This window comes from Streptomyces sp. NPDC059477 (assembly GCF_042749375.1).
Taxonomy (GTDB): Bacteria; Actinomycetota; Actinomycetes; order Streptomycetales; family Streptomycetaceae; genus Streptomyces.
In genome coordinates this window covers 96,628-113,999 of the sequence record NZ_JBHYUG010000016.1, presented here as the reverse complement: position 1 = coordinate 113,999, position 17,372 = coordinate 96,628, and the positions used below count along the sequence as shown (strand labels likewise).

Genomic DNA, 17,372 nt, shown 5'->3' with positions numbered 1-17,372 from the left:
GGGGCCTCGCCCCCGGGCTCGTGGTGTCCCGCCCCCCCACCGCGCGAGCGCCGCGCCGCGTTTGCCGGCCGCCCCGCGCCCTGTTCTGCCGGGTGGCCGGCCGGCTCGGTAGGTTCCTGCCGTGAGCGATACCGGCGTGACGGACATCAGACGCGCGGACGCGGCCGACGCGGCGGCGATCGCCCGCGTCCACATGACGTCCCGGGTGGCGACCATGCCGTATCTGCCCCCGCAGCAGCGCAGCCACGACCAGGTCACCCGGTGGGTCGGGGATGTCCTGCTGCCGTCGTGCCGGACGTGGGTGGCGGTGGGCGACGGAGAGATCCTCGGCTATGCCGCCCTTGACGGAGACATGCTCGAACACCTCTATCTGCGACCGGAGGTCCGCCGCCGGGGCATCGGCACCCTCCTGCTCGACCAGGTCGGACGGCACAGCCCCGACGGGGTGTCCCTGCACGTCTTCCAGCAGAACACCGACGCCCGCGCGTTCTACGACCGCCACGGCTTCACGGTCCTCGACACCAGCGACGGCCACCGGAACATGGAGGGCCTGCCCGACATGACCTTGCGCTGGACGCCGGAACCCTGACCCGACCCCGGCCGCACCCCCGGAAACCCATTTGCCGACCCCCCGCTCCCCCCGTACCGTCGTCACCATGCAGCAGGTTCAGCCAGCCGTTCTGACGACGACGCCGGAGTCCGTCCCGGTGTGCTGACCGCTGATCCAGTGTCCGAAGCCCCGGGGCGAGTGCCCCGGGGCTTCGTCGTTCCCGGGCGCTCGCTCCACGTACCGAAGGAACAGGAGCCCGACATGGACGCAGCCCCCCACATGGACGTGGACAAGGAGCACCCGCAGGGTCACCCCGACCCCCACGATCACCGTCGCCTGGGCCGCCGGCTCGGCATCTTCGACACCGACCCCCTCATCGGCGCCGGGCTCCCCTACTGGCTCCCGGACGGGGCGATCGTCCGGCACACCCTGGAGGAGTACGTCCGGGAGATCGAGCGCGCGGCCGGGTACCGGCATGTCTACTCACCCGTGCTCGGCAAACGCGAGCTGTACGAGATCTCCGGGCACTGGGCGCACTACAGCGAGGACATGTACCCGCCCATGCGGCTCGGCGCCGAGGACCTCGTACTGCGGCCCAGCCTCTGCCCGCACCACGCCCTGATCTACCGCTCCCGCTCCCACAGTTACCGCGAACTGCCCCTGCGCATCGCCGAGATCGGCGGCATGTTCCGCTCCGAGCTGTCCGGCGTGCTCGGCGGCCTCACCCGGGTCCGCGCCATCACCCTCAACGACGCGCACATCTTCTGCACCCCGGAACAGGCCGCCGCCGAGGCCAGGGCGGCACTCGAACTGATCGCCCGCGCCTACACCGACCTCGGCATCCGCGCCGTACGGCACCGGCTCTCGCTGCCCGGGCCAGGGGGCAAGTACGTCGCCGATCCCGCGCTCTGGCGGCAGGCCACCTCGCTGCTGGAAACCGTCCTCGACGGGATTCCGTACGACGCCGTCGAAGGGGAGGCCGCCTTCTACGGGCCCAAGATCGACGTCCAGATCGCCGACCGCGCCGGACGTGAGTCCACCCTCTCCACCGTGCAGATCGACTTTCATCAGCCCGCCCGGTTCGATCTCCATTACATCGGCGCCGACGGCGGCAAACACCGGCCGGTCATGGTGCACCGCAGTGTCATCGGCAGTGTCGAACGCGCCGTCGCGCACCTGCTGGAGGTGCACGGCGGAGCCCTTCCCGTCTGGCTCGCGCCGGTGCAGCTCGTCGTGCTGCCGGTGAGCGAGGGGCAGGTCGAGCAGGGTGTGCGGCTCGTGGCGGAGGCCGGTCGGCTCGGGCTCCGCGCCGAACTCGCCGGGCCCGGCGACGGCAGTCTCGGCGCCCGGATCCGGGCGGCGCACCTGGTGCCGTACCAGGCCGTCATCGGCGCGCGGGAGGCAGCCGAGGGGCTGGTCGCCCCGCGATTGCGGGACGGGCGGCGGTCCGAGCCGTTGCCCGAAGGGGAGTTGCTGCGCGGGATCGGCGCACAGGTGGCCGCACGCGGCACCGGGCTGTGGGACAGGATGTCGTAGTCCGCCCAGCGGCCCGCCCGGGCCCGCAGTGAAGGAGTCCGCGTGACCGGTCAGCCCATCCCGGTGATCATCGACTGTGACACCGGCGTCGACGACGCCCTCGCGCTGCTGTTCGCCGTCCGCCACCCGGGCCTGGACCTGCGGGCGGTGACCTGCGTCGCCGGGAACACCGACGTCGACGGGGTGGTGCGCAACACCCTCACCGTCCTCGAACAGGCCGGTGCCCCCGACATCCCGGTGGCGCGCGGCGCCGCCCGCCCGCTGATCGAGGCCGCCCGCTCGGCACAGCATGTGCACGGGGCGGACGGGATGGGCGATCTCGGGCTGCCCGCGCCCACCCGTACCCCCGCCGACATCGACGCGATCGGTCTGCTGCGGCGCGAGATCCTCGCCTCACCCCGGCCCGTCACCCTCATCCCCACCGCCCCGCTCACCAACATCGCCCTGCTGCTGCGCACCCACCCGGAGGTCGTGCGCAACATCGAGCGGATCGTGTGGATGGGCGGCGCGGTGGCCGCCGGGAACGCCACCCCCGTCGCCGAGTTCAATGTCTGGCACGACCCGGAGGCCGCCGCGATCCTGCTCACCGCCGGGGTGCCGATCACCATGTACGGGCTCGATGTGTTCATGCGGGTCGTCGTGCCGGGGGAGGACGTGCGGCGGTTGCGGGCCAGCGCGGAGCCGGGTGCGCGGCTCGCCGGACAACTCCTCGCCCACCGTCCCTCCGCCCCGGACCCCGACGGCGACGACCCGGCGGGCGGGCTCGGTGACGCGGGGGCGGTGCTCGCGGTCGCCGACCCGGGCGGGCTCACCACCCGGCGGCTCCCGGTCGAGATCGCCCTCGCCCCCGGCCCCACCCGGGGCCAGACGATCGTCGATCTGCGCACCCGGCACGGCGAGTCCGAACTCCACGAGGGTGAGCGGGAGCAGGCGCTGGTGGATGTGGCGCTGGAGGTGGATGTGCGGCGGTACGTCGAGCTGTATCTGACGGCCGTGGAGGGGTGAGGGTAGGACACCCCTGGAGTCCTTCGGCCCTCGGCGGACGCCTCCCTCACCCGGACGGACCGGGCTCGCTGGTGGGCGGGCGGGGGTGATGGTGCCGTGGACAGGAACCGGAACTGGCACAGGGCAGGAACCGGAACCCCTGGAGGCACCCCCGATGAACCGTGTCCCGCCCGTCCGGCTCCCCGTCGCCCCGCTCATCCTCGGCGCCGCGCTCGGCACGACCATCCTGCTGGTGGCGAGCGGCTGCGCGTATCAGGAGACCGCGCCGCCCCGCCCGTATCTGACCAGCGCCCCGGCGGCACGGCCGTCCGCGCCCAAGCCCTCCGCCAGTCCCGCCGCACCGGCCACCACCCCCGCGCTGACCGACGCCCAGGCCCAGGCCGCGCTGGTCACGGACGCGGACCTGGGGGAGCCGTGGACGCCGACCCAGGGCGCGGCGACCTGGCGGGACGGGTTCCTCAAGGCGACCGCGACCACCCCGGACTGCCACCGGCTGCTCGACGCGCTGTACGCCGATGATCTGCTCGGCAGCCCCGCGCGGGCGGCGATCGGGCTGGACGACGAGTACGACGAAGCCCAGCTCCGCTACCAGATCAGCACCCGGCCCCCGGGCGACGTGGACCGCGCACTGGCGTGGCTGAAGGGGCTGCCGCGCACCTGCGGCACGTTCAAGGCGGTCGGGCCGCGCCGCGAACCGGTCGTGGTGACGGTCGCCGACGCGCCCCTGCCGGAGGCGGGCGATGCCCGGCAGGGCCTGCGGGTCACGTTGACCCGGGGCGGAGAAGGGGATGAGGGCGAGGGCGGTGAGCCGGTCACCCTCACCCTCGACGTGGCCGCCGTCCGCGTCGGCGACGACGCCCTGACCGTCACCAACGGCGGCCTCGGCGACATCCTCGACGACAGCACCTGGACGGCGGTGGAACTGGGCGCGGAACGGCTCACGCAGGTGCGCAAGCAGGGGCGGGTCCAGGTGTGACGCCCCCCAGGTCCAGCATCGAGGGCGCACCCGGCGTCAGGGGCGGGCCCGCCAGCGCAGGCGCACCCGTCACACCGGCGGCTGTGCCGGTGCCGGGCCCAGCGTCGTCGTCCCCGGCGCCGTACGGTGTCCCAGCCCCGTCCGGTACGCGTCCAGTGCCGCCTCCACCCGGCCCGTGCGGCGCAGCAGATCGCCCAGCATCCGGCACAGGTCGGCGAGGTCACCGGCCGCGCCCGCGCGTTCCAGCAGGCTGAGGGCGCGGACGTAGTGCTCCTCGGCGGCCTCGGTGTCCCGGGCGTCCTCGGCGATGATGCCGAGCAGCCGGTGCGCGGCGGCGGCGTGCACGGCACCGCGCTCGGAGGAGAGATCGCCGAGCACCTCGCGCAGCAGCGCCGCCGCCTCCCCGGACTTGCCGCGCCGGTGCAGCACATCCGCCAGCTCCACGGCGGCCTGGCTGCGGTACAGCGCGGCCCGGGTGGCCGACAGCATGGTCAGCGCCTCGCGCAACTCGCCCTCCGCCCGCTCCAGTTCGCCGTTCTGCGCGCACACGTACCCGCGCATCCAGTGGCAGTTGGCGAGTTCGGTACGGAGCTGGAGCTGGCGGTACATCTCCGCGGCCTTGGCGAGCGAGGCGTCGGCCTCGGCGATCCGGCCCTCGGCGAGCAGGGTGCGGGCCACCTGCCGGTGCATCCGGGCGACCAGCGCCGGGTCCCCGGCCTGCGGGGCGACCGCCAGCGCGAACTCGGCGGCCTTGGCGGCCCGCGCGTGGGCGCCCAGGTCCATGTACGGGCCGATCACACTGGCGTAGAGCAGCAGCAGCGCGTCCGGGTCGTGCAGTCCGCCGCGGTTCAGCTCGTCGAGGGTGGACTCCAGGAGGTACACGGCGTAGCGCAGTTCGCCCGCGAGGTAGTGGGAGATCGCCCGGCCGCGCAGTGCGGGCACCCGGGCGGGCAGCGGCTGATCGGCGTCGGTGAGCACCTGCTCCGCGCGCTCGAAGTGGCGCCGGGCGGCCACTATGTCGCCGGTGTCCAGGCCGCACTCGCCGAGCCCGAGCAGCGCGGTGGCCTGCTCGGCGGTCAGCGCGTGCGCCCCGGCCTCGGCGAGCAGCGCCAGGTACTGCTCGGCGGCCTCCTCGGCGGCGCCGGTGGCGAGCGTGCGCTGGGCCTCGGTCAGCCGGAGCCGCAGATCGGTGGCGAGGCGGGCGGGGCGGCCGGTGGCCAGTTCGTCGAAGCCGACGCCGAGCCGCCCGGCCAGATGCCGCAGCGCCTCGTCGGAGGGGCGGACCCGGCCCGCCTCCAGGGTGGAGATGTAGGCGGGCGTGTAGGCGGGCTCGGCCAACTGCCGCTGGGTCAGCCCGCGTTCGTGGCGCAGCCGCTGCACCCTGCGCCCGATGGTCTCGGGGTCGTCGCGGTTCGCCATACGTTTAATCATGCCAGTAAGTCCAGTTATCTATAAGGCACTTGAGATCGTCCGGGGGTGGCGGGAGGCGCGTCGCGATACGTCGCGGGCAGCGCGTCGCGATACGGCGTCCGGGCATCGGCGCTATGCCTTCCGGGACACCGGAGTTATGGGGTAACTCCCCATGTTCCCCTTCCGGTTGACCCTCCGCAGGCCCTAGGTTAGGAACGGCATTAAGGGGGCTTAACCGGCCGCTGTCACCCTCGGTGCCGCCACCCCCCAGTGCCACCCCCCCTGCGAGGTTCCCGTGCCCGGACCGCCATCCGCCCGCGACGGACGCCCTCCCGCCCGCTACACCCGCGCCCTGACCGCGGCCCTGCTGGCCGCCGCCGCCCTGGTCACCGCCGCGAACGCGGGACCGGCGAAGGCGACACCGGAGGCGACACCGGACGGGGACCGGGTGACCCGGTCGGTACGGCCCTGGAAACCGACCGCCATCACCTGGCTGGTGAGCCGGCACGGACCGCTCACGGACGTCGAGGACACCGAGGACACCGAGGACATCGCTTGACCTTCAGGCTGGTCGAACCCCCACGATGACGGGGTGCCGCACGACGACCTGATGCCCATCGGCCCCTTCGCCCGCCGCAGTGGCCTGACCCCCAGCGCCCTGCGCTTCTTCGCCGACTCCGGGCTGCTGCCACCCGCCCGGGTGGACCCCGTCACCGGCTACCGCCACTACGCCCCCGACCAGGTGCCCCGGGCGACCACGCTGCGCCGGCTGCGCGAGATCGGCCTGTCCCTGCCCGCCGTCGCGAAGATCCTCGACGCCGGACCCGGGGACGCGGCCCGGCTGATCGACGCGCATGTCACCCAGGTCACCGGGGACGCGGCCGACGTCCGCCGCAAGGCCGCCCTGCTGAAAACCGGGCTCGCCCCGGCCCGCCCGGTCGCCGCCCTGAAGGGTCCGGTCCTCGCCGACGCCATCGAGCAGATCCTCACCGCGACGGCCCGCGATCCCCACCTGCCCGTCCTCGGCGGGCTCCGCGTCGAGGCCACCCCGGAGGCGATCACCCTGACCGCCACCGACCGCTACCGCCTCGCCACCCGCACCCTCGTCCCCGCCGGACCCCCGCCCCCCACGACCGAGCCCCCCTGGTCCGCCACCCTCGACGGCGACGACCTGCGGGCCGCGCTCACCGAGATCCGCCGCTCCCCCCTGGTCCGCGTCGAGGCGACCCCGTACGGCGTCCTGCTGCGCCTCACCGACCGGGCCGACCAGCACTGCCGTACTCTCCCCGGCGACTTCCCCGACCACCATCTGATGCTCGCCGCCCTCCCCGAGGTCACCACCCGCGTGACGGTCGCGAAGGCCCCCCTCCTGCACGCCCTGGAGGAACACCCCGAGGACCACATCACCCTGCGCCTGACCGGCGAGGGCGTCCGCATCCCGCCCGGCACGGGCTCCCCCCGCACAAGCGCCCCCCTCCCGGCCACGGTGACCGGCGACGACCTGGACATCACCTTCGCGGTGACCACCCTCTACCCCGCCCTCAGCACCGCCCTCGGCCCCGATGTCCTGCTGGACCTGCGCGGCCCCGGCTCCCCCGCCACCATCCGCTCGGCCGACCGCGGCGATCTCACGACCTGGGCCATGCCCGTGAAACCGGCCCCGCCCGCCGAACCCCCCTTGCGAGGAACCCGATGACCACCACCACCCCGAGGACCACCACCCCGGCGACCGCGCCGCCCCTCGACCCCACCATGGCCGCCATCGGCGAAGCGCTCGCCGACGCCCGCCAGGGCAACCCGGCCCCCGCCCGCACCGCGCTCCGCACCCTGTGGACCACCATCGGCGCCACTGGCGACCCCCTGCACCGCTGCACCCTCGCCCACCACCTGGCGGACCTCTACGACGACGACCCCGCCCAGGCCCTGGCCTGGGACATCCGCGCGCTGGACGCGGCCGACGCGCTGACCCAGGAGCGACTGGACCGGCACCACCCGGGCCTGCGCGTCGCCGGGTTCCGTCCCTCCCTGCACCTCAACCTCGCCGACAACTACCGCCGGCTCGGTTCGTTCGAGGCCGCCGAGGACCAGATCACCGACGCCCGCCGGCACGCCCCCGCCCTCCCGCCGGACACCTACGGCGACCTGCTCCGCACGGCGATCGACCAGGTGGCGGAGGCCATCACCCGACGGGACACCACCAGGCGGACCCCCAACTGAGTGAATGTCAGGGCCATGCCCTACGATTCGTTCACTCGCCACGCACAGGCCCTTCAGACGACCTTCACAGGTCCGGGAGATCTTCCGGGTCCGGAGCCGCCGCCGTGCCCTGGCGCCCAGTTCTCATTCGATCCGGGGGGTTCGAACTCGCGTGCGCTTCCGCACTCTTCCCGCCACCACCGCACTGGCGGTCCTCTTCAGCTCCGTCGTGCTCACCACCGCCGCCCCGGCGGTCGCCGACGCCAGCAGGCCGCTGACCATCTCCTCGGCCAACGACACCGTCGTGGACGGCGTCCACCAGCGGATCTTCTTCAGCGAATACACCCGGGTCCTGGTCACCGACTACTCCGGCAAGGTCGTCCGCGCCCTGAGTGGTCTGTCCGGCGCCAACGACATGGAGCTGTCGCCCGACTCCAGCACCCTGTACGTGGCGGTGAGGGGGCAGGAAAAGATCGTCGCGTACGACACCAAGACCCTGGCCAAGACCGCCGAGTACCCGACCGGCGAGGGCGCCGGGCCCGTGCGACTCGCCCACACCGAGGGCACCCTCTGGTTCTCCTACGGCAGCGGCTGGGACTCCAACCTCGGCGCGCTGGACCTGACGCCGAGGCCGGCTGAGCCGACGGCGCCGGACCCGTCCACGTCCCCGGCCCCGACCGACATCCTGCTGCCGGACGAGATCACGGCCGGGGCCACGGACCGGTCGGCGCTCGCCGCCACGGACGTCCCCACCGCCCCCGAGACGTCGGCGGCACCCAGCCCCGACGATCCGACATCATTCCCCTCGACCACCCCCACCGAAGCCCCCACCACCGAAGAGCCCACGCCGAGCCCCACCGGCAGCCCCACTCCCACGCAAACCCCCAACCCCACCGAAACCCCCAGCGGCCCTCCCGGCATCCGCCTCGACCTCGCCGCCGGGTTCAACTGGTCCACCCCGCCCATGCTCTACGCCGACGCCGACAACCCGGACACCCTGGTCGCGCTGGACGGCGGGAACAGCGCGGGCGCGATCGTCGTGTACGACGTCTCCTCCGGCACCCCGGCCATCCGGGTCACCAGCGCTCGGGGCGGTTTCCACAACGACGCAGCGCTCACCCCCGACGGGCAGTCGGTCGTGATCGCCGGTCCGAACAGCCGGGCGCTGGTCGAGTACCGGCTCTCCGACCTGACCCTGGCCGCCACCTACCCGGTCAAGGACCAGCCGCTGACGGTGAGCGTGGCCGAGGACGGCACGATCGCGGCCACCGTCCGCGATGTCAACGACATCGGGGACACGTACGTCTTCAGCGGCGGCGCCGCCAAGCCCGCCAGCGTGCGCAACCTCTCCCGCAACTGGATGCCGGAGTGGGGCCACTCACTGGCCTGGTCGCCGGACGGCGCCAAGCTGATCACCCTCACCGGCTACAGCACCGACGGCACCTTCCACCGCCTCGACGAGCCCCGCAAGTACCCCTCCACGCTGACGGTCAGCGCCCCGGCGACCGCCGCCCGCGCCAAGAAGCTCACCGTCTCCGGCACACTGAACGCGGCGCTGAAGCTGCCCGCAGGCACCCCGGTGACCGTCACCCGCACGGACCTGGAGTCGCCGAACGGCAAGTCGCTGGGCACCAAGTCCCTCGCCGCGAACGGCAAGTTCAGCTTCACCGACACCCCGCCGGCCGGCGGCAAGGTGAAGTACACCGTCAAGTACGCGGGCGACGCGGCCCACACCGCCGCGACCGCCTCGGACACCGTGGACGTCTCGCGCGCCAAGCCCACGCTGACCCTGAACAACAACGGCAAGGTGTACGCGTACGGCTCCGATGTGAAGTTCACCGCGCACCTCGGTACGACGTACAAGAACCGCAAGGTGGAGATCTGGGCCGACCCGTTCGGCGGGGACAAGCCGAACAAGCTGGTGAAGAGCGGCACGGTGAACTCCAGCGGCAATCTGTCGGTCACCCTGGACCTCACACGGGACGCCAAGGTCACGGCGAAGTTCGCGGGTGACTCCCGCTACCAGCCGAGGACGGTCACCAGCGCGGTCGGCGCGAAGGTCAGGGTCTCCACGGCCGTCAGCGGCCACTACACGACCAAGCGGGTCTGGGGCCAGACGTACCACTACTTCCGCAAGACCAAGAACCCGCTGTTCACGACCACGATGTCGGCGTACCCGGGCCGCTCGCAGAACCTCCGGATCGAGATCTACTACAACGGCCGCTGGTACGACGCCGGCAGCAACTACTTCGCGCTCAGCCCCTCCGGCGTCTCCAAGGTGACCCTCCTGGGTCCGCACGAAACCGGCTGGCGGCTGCGGGTGCGCTCGTCGTACTACAACTCCGGCTCGGGCGACACGGTGAACTCGACCACGCACGGCGCCTGGAAGTACTTCACCTTCACCAGCTGACCCGGTAGCGGGCGGCTCACGCCTCCTGCAACTGCTCCAACTGGCGCCGCACATGGTCCAGGGCGCCCGCGCGGCGCCCTGGCACCCGGCCGCGCAGCTCCGCGAGCGCGGGCCCGAGTTCCCGGGCCCGCGCCGCGTCATGAATACGCCCCCACTGGTGGTGCGCCCGGTCGACGGCGGCCTCGACCGCTGGCGCGTCCACCGCCTGCCCCGCGCCCAGCCGGGCCGCGGCCACCGTCAGCCAGGTCCGGCAGCTGCGTACCGGGTCCCCGGCGAGCATCGCCAGATCGGCCCGCACCTCGGTCCAGTGCAGCGCCTCGTCCGAGCCCGCCCCGTGCGCCCGCAGCGCCGCCTGCTCCCACCGCGCCGCCAGCGCGTCGGCGTCCGTGTGCCGCCCGGCCCGTACGGCGTCGGCGAGCGCGGTGTGCGGATCACTCCCGGCCGGAGCGGCCGGAGCGCCCGTACCGAGCACCACCCCCACCCCCTTGCCGCCGCTCTCCTCGGCGACCCGGGCGAGCGCCTGCTGGTGCAACTGCTCCAGCGGCGGCCGGTACCCGCTGCGCAGCAGGGTCGCGACGGCTTTCAGATACGACGGCTGCCCGACCGTACGACGCCCCGGCGGTGGCGCGATCCGCCCGTACACGGCGTGTCCGCTGCCGCAGTCGAGGGGCTGCGCGCGCAACTGCTCCCAGCACTCGGGGTCGGCGTGCAGATCGAGGACGAGGGTGGTGCTGCCGGGGGTGCGCAGCCGCAGTTCCTCCCGGAACCAGTGCCAGGGGAAGGCGGTGTAGCGGACGCTCGCCGGGGTGGTGCGGGCGAGCGCGAGATGGGGGAGCCGCTGGCGCCGGTCGAGTTGCAGTTGCCCGGCGACGAACACGGTCAGCGGGTCGGGCACGGCGGCGGCGGCCCGCAGCCGGGTCAGCACGGCCTGCGGTTCCAACGGGTCGGCCAGTTCCACGACATGCGCCGGATCCGCCCCGGCGAGCACGCCCGGCGCGACGGCGGACAGCACGGGCAGCACCCCGGCGGCCTCCACCAGCCGCCCACGCCCCACCGGTGCCCCGGCGATCAGCAGCACGGTTCCACCCATGAGGCCCTCCTCGACGATCACGTAACCCTCAGCACCGTAGCGCTCCCGGGATCGGGGGTGTCGGGGTACGGGTCCAGGTGTACCGGGTCGGTCAACGGCGACACCGCGTTGACGGCCGGTCTGCCCGGCGCCGGGAGACAAGGAGGGGGCGTCCTCCCCGGAGATCAGCGGACGACGTCGAAGACCTGCTTCTGAAGGCCGTTGCCGTACGCCTCCTGCTCCACCAGCCTCAGGTGCTGGGTGTCCTTGTCCGTCGCGCTGAACAGACGCTTGCCCGCGCCGAGCAGCAGGGGGAAGACGAGGAGGTGGTAGCGGTCGATCAGGCCCGCGTCCGAGAGGGCCCGGTTCAGGGAGGCGCTGCCGTGGACGATGATCGGCCCGCCGTCGGTCTCCTTGAGGGCGGCGACCTCGTCGAGTGAGCGCAGGACCGTGGTCTCGCCCCAGTTCGGGACGAGATCGGCGTCGGTGAGGGTGGTGGAGACGACGTACTTCGGCATCACCTTGTACCCGGCGAATTCCACCATGTCCGGCCAGACCGGTGCGAACGCCTGGTAGCTGACCCGGCCGAGCAGCAGCGCGGTGGCCTCCTCCTGCTCACGCCCCTTGATCTCGAAGGACTCGGGGACGAAGTCGATGCCCTTGAAGGTCCACCCGGCGTTCCGGTATCCGGCCTCGCCGCCGGGGGCCTCCACGACGCCGTCGAGGGAGATGAAGGCGGTGCTGATCAGGGTGCGCATGGGGTCCTCCGTAGGTTGTTCCCGGTCGCTCTCGGGCTCGGTTCTCCTCCAGGATCGTACCGACGATTTTTTTTGTCAAGGAAGGGATAGTCGTCGGTGGGGCGGGATGGCTGGGGGCGGGATGGCGGGGGCCAGGATGACGGGGGTCGGGATGACAGGGGTCAGGAGTCAGTCCAGTCCGGCGAGGAAGGCGGCGAGCAGGCGGTTGAACTCCTCCGGGCGCTCCAGGTTGGGCATATGGGCGGCGCCCTCGATGACGTGCAGGGTGGCGTCGGGGAGGCCGGCGTGCAGGGCCTGGGCGTCGGAGACGGGGGTGAAGGCGTCGTCCGCGCCGACGACCACCAGGGCGGGGACGGTGACGCGGGGCAGGAGGGGCCGGTAGTCGGGCCGTTCGGCGCGGCCGAGGAGGGCGGCGGCGGCGCCCTCGGGCGGGGTGGCCGTCATCATGCGGTGGACGTGGTCCTTGACGTGCGTGGGGGCGTACGGCGCGACCATCTTCTCCAGCACCTCGTCGGCGTACCCGCGCATGCCCTCGTCCAGCAGCCGCTCGGCGGTCCTGCGGCGCAGGTTTCCGCCCTCGGCGGTGTCGGGGGCGGCGGAGGTGTCGGCGAGGACCAGGCCACGGACGCGGTCGCCGAAGCGGTCGTAGCAGGCGAGGGCGATCTGACCGCCCATGGAGAGGCCGACCAGGACACATTCGGTGACACCCAGGTGGTCGAGGAGGTCCTCGATGTCGTGCGCGAACAGCGGGAGCGGGGTCTTGCCCCCCAGGTGCACCGGGGAGGCGCCGTAGCCGCGCAGGTCGGGGGCGATGACCCGGCGGGACGGGGCGAACGCGGCGAGCTGCGGGGACCACATCGTGCGGTCGAAGGGGTGGCCGTGGATCAGGACGAGGGGGACCGGGGAACCGGCGCGGGTGAGCGCGGGATTTCCGGCGCCTTTGTCCTCGTATGAGAGGAAGGGTGCCATGGGACCGACCCTAGGCGGCGGGCTATTCTCGGTGCAATGAAATCTTTGCCCTCGGTGCAATGTGCGGGGCAGGAAGGGGCGGGCAGGGTGCACGACTATCTACGGCTGGCCGATCGCGTCGCCGGGGACATCGCGTCCGGGCGGCTCCAGCCGGGGCAGCGGCTGCCGCCGCAGCGGGTGTTCGCGCGGCGGCGCGGGATCGCGGCCTCGACGGCGGGGCGGGTGTACGCCGAACTCGTGCGGCGCGGGCTGGTGGTGGGCGAGGTGGGGCGCGGCACCTTCGTACGGGCGAGCGCCCCGGCACCGGACGGCCGGGCGCTGACCGAGCCCGCGCGGTACGGGGATGCGCTCGGCGGGAGGGGTCGGACCGGGCTCATCAATCTGGAACTCAACTATCCCTCGGCCCCCGATCAGTCGGCTCTGCTCGCGCCCGCGCTGGCCCCGCTCCTGCGGCCGGACGTCCTGACGGAGGCGTTGCGGCCGGCCGCGCCGACGGGGACGCCGGAGGCGCGGGAGGCCGTGGCGGGGCTGCTGGACTGTCCCCCGGAGCGGCTGCTGTTCACCGGGAACGCCCGGCAGGCCATCGCCGCCGCGCTCGCCACGCTCGTCCGCCCCGGCGGCCGGGTGGGCGTCGAACCCCTCACCTATCCGCTGGTGAAGGAGGTGGCGGGGCGGCTGGGGATCACGTTGGTGCCGTTGGTGGTGGACGAGGGCGGGGTGGTGGCGGAGTCGGTGGTGGCGGCCCACCGTTCGGCGCCGCTGTCCGCGCTGTATCTCCAGCCGACGCTGCACAATCCGACCTCCCTGACGACGACGCCCGAGAGGAGCGAGCAACTGGCGCAGGTGCTGCGGGAGTTGGGGATGCCCGTGGTGGAGGACCGGATCTGGTCGTTCCTGCGGCCGGACGCGCCGCCGTCGTTCGCCGAGCGGGTGCCGGAGCTGGCGTATGTGGTGGACGGGCTGTCCAAGCGGGTCGCGCCGGGGCTCACCGCCGGGTTTCTCGTCGTACCGGAGCGGCGGCTGGAGGAGGTGGCGGCGGCCGTGCGGTCCGGGGGGTGGAGCGCGGGCCGGTTCGCGCTGGCGGCGGCCGAGCGGTGGATCGCGGACGGCACGGTGGCGCGGCTGGTCGCGGCCAAGCGGGCGGACGCGGGGCGGCGGCAGCGGATCGTGGCGCGGGGGCTGGCCGGGTTCCGCGTACGGTCCGATCCGCGCGCTTATTTCGCCTGGTGGGAGTTGCCGTCGGGGTGGCGTGCCGACACCTTCGCCGGCGCTGCGGCGGCCCACGGGATCTCGGTGACCCCGGGCACCGCGTTCGCCGTGGACCCGAGCCGGACACCGGACGCGGTACGGCTGGGACTGGCGTCGGCGGAGGAGGGGGAACTGGAGTGGGCGGTGGGGGTGTTGGCGGGGGTGGCTCGGGGGGAGTGAGGCGGTTCGGTGGGGGTGGGGGTGGGGGCCGGTGCGGGGGCGGGGGCCGGTTGGTCTGCGGTGAGGGGTTGATCCATGGGGACGAGCGGCTGATGTTCGGCGATGACCGGCTGGTGTGTGGGGGCGGCCGGCTGTTGCGTGGGGGCGGCCGACTGATGAGCGGTGGCGACTGGCTGATCCTGTGGGACGGAGGGGACCGTCGGAGAGCGGCGGTGTCGGCGTCGGAGGGGTGGCCCGAAGCGGCAGGCCAGGGTGACCGTGACGCCGAGGGCGAGGAGCAACCAGGAGACCGTGCGCAGGGTGGCGGTCAGGGCGTCGTAGACGGCGCCCGCGGCGGGGGCGGGCATGCCCCGGGGCAGGTCGGCGAGGGTGAGGTGGCGGCCGAGGGCGACGGCGAGGGCGAGCAGCGCGCCCCCGAGGGCGACGCCGAGGGCCATGGCGATGAGGGCGCGGCGGCGGCGGGCGGCGAGGGCGATCCCGGTGACGGCGAGCGCGGCGGCCGACAACGGGAGCCAGACGGCGGCGACTTGCAGCACGTGGAAGCCCTTCCGGAGCGGGACGAGATCGGCGGCAGGGAGCACGGCGACCTCGGTGTGCACGACGCGGAGGCGGTGACGGCCCACGGTCACGTTGTCCTCGGCGAGCTGCCGCTGGACGGCGGCGGCGACGGGCGCGAGGTCGATGGTGACGGGGTCGTGGCCACGGCTGCGGCTGCGGAGCGCGTCGAGGACGGCGTCGTGGGTGGCCCGGTTGGCCTCGTCCCAGCCCACCTGGAACGCCTCGGTCCGGGTGAAGGAACGGACGGCGGCGCGCAGGAAGGGGGCGAGTTCGGCGGAGCCGGCGCGGTCGGCGAGGCCGGTGCCGAGGGTGTCGGCGATGACGTCCTCCACGGCCGGATCGGCGGCCAGCGGCGCCACCGTACGGACGTAGCGCTCACTGTCGGCCAGCCCGTAGGTCACCCAGGTCGCCAGGGCCGCGAAGGGCACCAGCAGACAGGCCAGGGCGATCAGCGTGGCCGACAGGGCGCGGCGCAGGCGCGGAGGGCTCGGGCGTGGCCGGCGACGGGGGGACATGTGTCCAGGCAACGGGGTGGCGGTGGGGGCCGCGAGCGCTGTACGGCCGTACGGACGAACCGCGTTCACCGGACCGGGGACGGCCCTTGGCACCGCTGGCCGGGTGATCGCTCAACTGACCCGATGCCCCTCGGCGTCCTCATGGGTGTAGTAGCGGTAGAAGAGCACGGCGAAGACGGTCGCCGCGACGGTGAGGGACCAGAGGACGGAGCGCAGGATGGAGGCGCCGGTCTCGCTGATGAGGAACCCGAAGGCGCAGCCGCCGAAGACGGCCCACAGGACGGCGTGGACCTCGCGCTTCATGTGCGGGGCGAAGGTGAGCAGGGCGTGGCAGACGACGGCGAAGACGAGAGCGGAGACGAAGCCGAGCAGAAGATTCCAGCCGGTGATGCTGTGACCGGCGCGGTTGTTGGCGGCGACCCAGTAGCCGTAGATCAGCCCGGTGCCGATGGGTATGGCCCAGCGGGCGACGGTGTGGGCGTGGGCACTGAAGACATCGGGCAGCCGGGTGCCCGGGGAGGTGCCGGGTGTGGGTGTGGGTGCTGCGTAGGCCATGAGAGCACTCCTTCCGCTCGCCCCCGACTACCAGGGCACACCTGTGCGGGGCGGCTGGCAAGTCCGCGGGAGGTGCGGTCGCGGGGCCACGGCCGGATGCGCGGTGGGGCCGGGCGTGCTTCGCTTGCCCTATGAGGTCCGGGGGCGACCGGGCGCTGAGACCCGTGAGCGATGACGGGGCCGACCGGGGTGCGCTGGACCGGCTGCCCTGGGCGGGGCGGTCGGGGCTGTGGCACCAGTACCGGGCGCTGCGGGTCCGTGGGTACAGCGTGACGTGGGTGCCGCCGCTGGTGCTGCTGATCACGATCGTGCTGGTGGACTACTGGACGGGCACGGAGTTCCGGATCATCGCCTGGGTGGTGCTGGTGCCGGGGATCGCGGCGGCGCTGTGCCAGGTGTGGACGACGGCGGCGTTCACGGGGCTGGTGCTGGCGACGTATCTGTTCGTGGAGGCGGTGTGGCCGCAGCGGTTCACTCCCCGGCTGTCGGACTTCACGCTGATCGCGATCGGCGGGGTGCTGGCGACGCTGGCGTGCGCGGTGCGGGTGCGGGGCGAGCAGCACGCGCTGCGGATGCGGGACATCCAGGAGACGGTCCGGCGCACGGTCCTGCGCGAGATGCCGCCCGGCTGGGGCGGGCTGGAGCACGCGGAGGTCTATCTTCCGGCGGACACGGAGGCGCGGGTCGGGGGCGACTTCTACGACATCCAGCCGGGCCTGTCCGGGACGCGGGTGCTGCTGGGTGATGTGCAGGGCAAGGGGCTGGGGGCGGTGGAGGCGGCGGCGGCGCTGCTGGGCACGTTCCGGGAGGCGGGATATCACGAGCGGGATCTGACGGTGGTCGGGGAGCGCCTGGGCATCCGCATGATGCGGCACCGGGGCCGGGTGCAGGAGCTGGGCCGGGAGGACGACGACCGGTTCGCGACGGCGGTGCTGCTGGCGTTCCCGGACGACGATCCGGGCGCCGTCCATGTGATCAACTTCGGCCATGAGCCCCCGTTGCTGGTGGGCCCCGGCGGGGTCCGCACCCTGTGCCCGGGCGGCGCCCTGCCCCTGGGCCTGGCCGAACTGGAACCCCGGTCGACGGCGAGACCCCTGACCGCGCACCGGGTGCCGCTGTCCCCCGGCGAGACCATCCTCCTCACGACGGACGGGGTGACGGAGGCCCGCGACACCGAGGGCGAGTTCTTCCCCCTGGAAACAGCGGTCACCCAGGCGATCACCAAGGACGCCCGCTGCGTGGAGCCCGCCCGTCTGGTGGCGGTGGTGCGGGAGGGGGTGCTGCGGCATTGCGGGGGGAGACTGGCGGACGATACGACGATCTTCGCTGTGCGGAGGGTTTGAGGGCGGGGCGGATCTGGCGGCGGGGCCCTGGTGCGAGGGCACACACGGCGGAGGCGCCGACCTGGACCTTCACGAGGTCATCGCGGTAGCCCTT

General features: G+C 73.4%; 15 protein-coding genes. 10 read left to right on the top strand and 5 right to left on the bottom strand.

Annotation, left to right across the window (positions count from 1 at the left end; all coding sequences use genetic code 11):
* The first annotated feature begins 121 nt into the window (after nt 1-121).
* The 4 genes from ACFXAZ_RS11575 (at nt 122) to ACFXAZ_RS11560 (ending at nt 4,067) form a co-directional block, all read left to right on the top strand.
* Nucleotides 122-589 (top strand): GNAT family N-acetyltransferase, encoded by a 468-nt coding sequence (locus ACFXAZ_RS11575; RefSeq protein ID WP_384587986.1) that lies wholly within the window; start codon nt 122-124, stop codon nt 587-589.
* A 222-nt stretch (nt 590-811) separates the two neighbouring features.
* Nucleotides 812-2,086, top strand: a complete 1,275-nt coding sequence (gene thrS, locus ACFXAZ_RS11570; RefSeq protein ID WP_384587983.1) for a threonine--tRNA ligase — start codon at nt 812-814, stop codon at nt 2,084-2,086.
* A gap of 42 nt (nt 2,087-2,128) precedes the next feature.
* Nucleotides 2,129-3,091, top strand: coding sequence for a nucleoside hydrolase (locus tag ACFXAZ_RS11565; protein WP_384587980.1), 963 nt, complete (start codon nt 2,129-2,131; stop codon nt 3,089-3,091).
* Nucleotides 3,092-3,245: 154 nt separating this feature from the next.
* Nucleotides 3,246-4,067 carry a hypothetical protein gene (locus ACFXAZ_RS11560; RefSeq protein ID WP_384587977.1) on the top strand — a complete coding sequence of 274 codons (822 nt, stop codon included), beginning with the start codon at nt 3,246-3,248 and terminating at the stop codon, nt 4,065-4,067.
* 69 nt (nt 4,068-4,136) lie between these two features.
* Here ACFXAZ_RS11560 and ACFXAZ_RS11555 read toward each other — a convergent pair whose 3' ends face one another.
* Nucleotides 4,137-5,486 carry a helix-turn-helix domain-containing protein gene (locus ACFXAZ_RS11555; protein WP_384587973.1) on the bottom strand — a complete coding sequence of 450 codons (1,350 nt, stop codon included), beginning with the start codon at nt 5,484-5,486 and terminating at the stop codon, nt 4,137-4,139.
* A 286-nt stretch (nt 5,487-5,772) separates the two neighbouring features.
* On the opposite strand from ACFXAZ_RS11555, the gene ACFXAZ_RS11550 reads away from it, so the two are divergent.
* The 4 genes from ACFXAZ_RS11550 to ACFXAZ_RS11535 all read left to right on the top strand — a co-directional run bounded on the left by ACFXAZ_RS11550 (nt 5,773) and on the right by ACFXAZ_RS11535 (nt 10,083).
* Entirely contained in the window at nt 5,773-6,036 is a 264-nt protein-coding gene (locus tag ACFXAZ_RS11550) for a hypothetical protein (protein ID WP_384587970.1), read from the top strand.
* Nucleotides 6,037-6,069: 33 nt separating this feature from the next.
* The gene (locus ACFXAZ_RS11545; protein ID WP_384587967.1) at nt 6,070-7,173 is read left to right on the top strand and encodes a MerR family transcriptional regulator; all 1,104 of its coding nucleotides are present in this window, start codon (nt 6,070-6,072) and stop codon (nt 7,171-7,173) included.
* Nucleotides 7,170-7,694, top strand: coding sequence for a hypothetical protein (locus ACFXAZ_RS11540; RefSeq protein WP_384587964.1), 525 nt, complete (start codon nt 7,170-7,172; stop codon nt 7,692-7,694). The genes ACFXAZ_RS11545 and ACFXAZ_RS11540 overlap by 4 nt, the downstream gene beginning before the upstream one ends.
* A 151-nt stretch (nt 7,695-7,845) precedes the next feature.
* A complete protein-coding gene (locus ACFXAZ_RS11535) occupies nt 7,846-10,083 on the top strand; it encodes an Ig-like domain repeat protein (RefSeq protein WP_384587962.1) in 2,238 nt (745 codons plus the stop codon).
* A gap of 16 nt (nt 10,084-10,099) precedes the next feature.
* Here the strand turns inward: ACFXAZ_RS11535 and ACFXAZ_RS11530 are convergent, their stop codons facing one another.
* From ACFXAZ_RS11530 to ACFXAZ_RS11520, 3 genes are all read right to left on the bottom strand, one after another.
* Complete coding sequence (locus tag ACFXAZ_RS11530; protein ID WP_384587959.1) at nt 10,100-11,173, bottom strand: hypothetical protein; 1,074 nt, start codon at nt 11,171-11,173, stop codon at nt 10,100-10,102.
* 164 nt (nt 11,174-11,337) lie between these two features.
* The gene (locus tag ACFXAZ_RS11525) at nt 11,338-11,910 is read right to left on the bottom strand and encodes a dihydrofolate reductase family protein (protein ID WP_384587956.1); all 573 of its coding nucleotides are present in this window, start codon (nt 11,908-11,910) and stop codon (nt 11,338-11,340) included.
* 168 nt (nt 11,911-12,078) lie between these two features.
* Entirely contained in the window at nt 12,079-12,879 is an 801-nt protein-coding gene (locus tag ACFXAZ_RS11520) for an alpha/beta fold hydrolase (RefSeq protein ID WP_384587953.1), read from the bottom strand.
* An 87-nt stretch (nt 12,880-12,966) separates the two neighbouring features.
* Between ACFXAZ_RS11520 and ACFXAZ_RS11515 the strand changes: the two genes are divergently transcribed.
* On the top strand, nt 12,967-14,307 hold the full coding sequence (locus ACFXAZ_RS11515; protein WP_384588036.1) for a PLP-dependent aminotransferase family protein: 1,341 nt from the start codon (nt 12,967-12,969) through the stop codon (nt 14,305-14,307).
* A gap of 1,184 nt (nt 14,308-15,491) precedes the next feature.
* On the opposite strand, the gene ACFXAZ_RS11510 is transcribed toward ACFXAZ_RS11515, so the two are convergent.
* On the bottom strand, nt 15,492-15,935 hold the full coding sequence (locus tag ACFXAZ_RS11510) for a hypothetical protein (RefSeq protein ID WP_384587950.1): 444 nt from the start codon (nt 15,933-15,935) through the stop codon (nt 15,492-15,494).
* Nucleotides 15,936-16,099: 164 nt separating this feature from the next.
* On the opposite strand from ACFXAZ_RS11510, the gene ACFXAZ_RS11505 reads away from it, so the two are divergent.
* Entirely contained in the window at nt 16,100-17,278 is a 1,179-nt protein-coding gene (locus ACFXAZ_RS11505) for a PP2C family protein-serine/threonine phosphatase (RefSeq protein ID WP_384587947.1), read from the top strand.
* Nucleotides 17,279-17,372: the final 94 nt, after the last annotated feature.

Coding starts and splice junctions, on each gene's coding strand:
- thrS (WP_384587983.1), top strand. CDS start 812: ATGGACGCAGCCCCCCACATGGACGTGGACAAGGAGCACCCGCAGGGT.
- ACFXAZ_RS11560 (WP_384587977.1), top strand. CDS start 3,246: ATGAACCGTGTCCCGCCCGTCCGGCTCCCCGTCGCCCCGCTCATCCTC.
- ACFXAZ_RS11555 (WP_384587973.1), bottom strand. CDS start 5,486: ATGGCGAACCGCGACGACCCCGAGACCATCGGGCGCAGGGTGCAGCGG.
- ACFXAZ_RS11540 (WP_384587964.1), top strand. CDS start 7,170: ATGACCACCACCACCCCGAGGACCACCACCCCGGCGACCGCGCCGCCC.
- ACFXAZ_RS11530 (WP_384587959.1), bottom strand. CDS start 11,173: ATGGGTGGAACCGTGCTGCTGATCGCCGGGGCACCGGTGGGGCGTGGG.
- ACFXAZ_RS11525 (WP_384587956.1), bottom strand. CDS start 11,910: ATGCGCACCCTGATCAGCACCGCCTTCATCTCCCTCGACGGCGTCGTG.
- ACFXAZ_RS11520 (WP_384587953.1), bottom strand. CDS start 12,879: ATGGCACCCTTCCTCTCATACGAGGACAAAGGCGCCGGAAATCCCGCG.
- ACFXAZ_RS11510 (WP_384587950.1), bottom strand. CDS start 15,935: ATGGCCTACGCAGCACCCACACCCACACCCGGCACCTCCCCGGGCACC.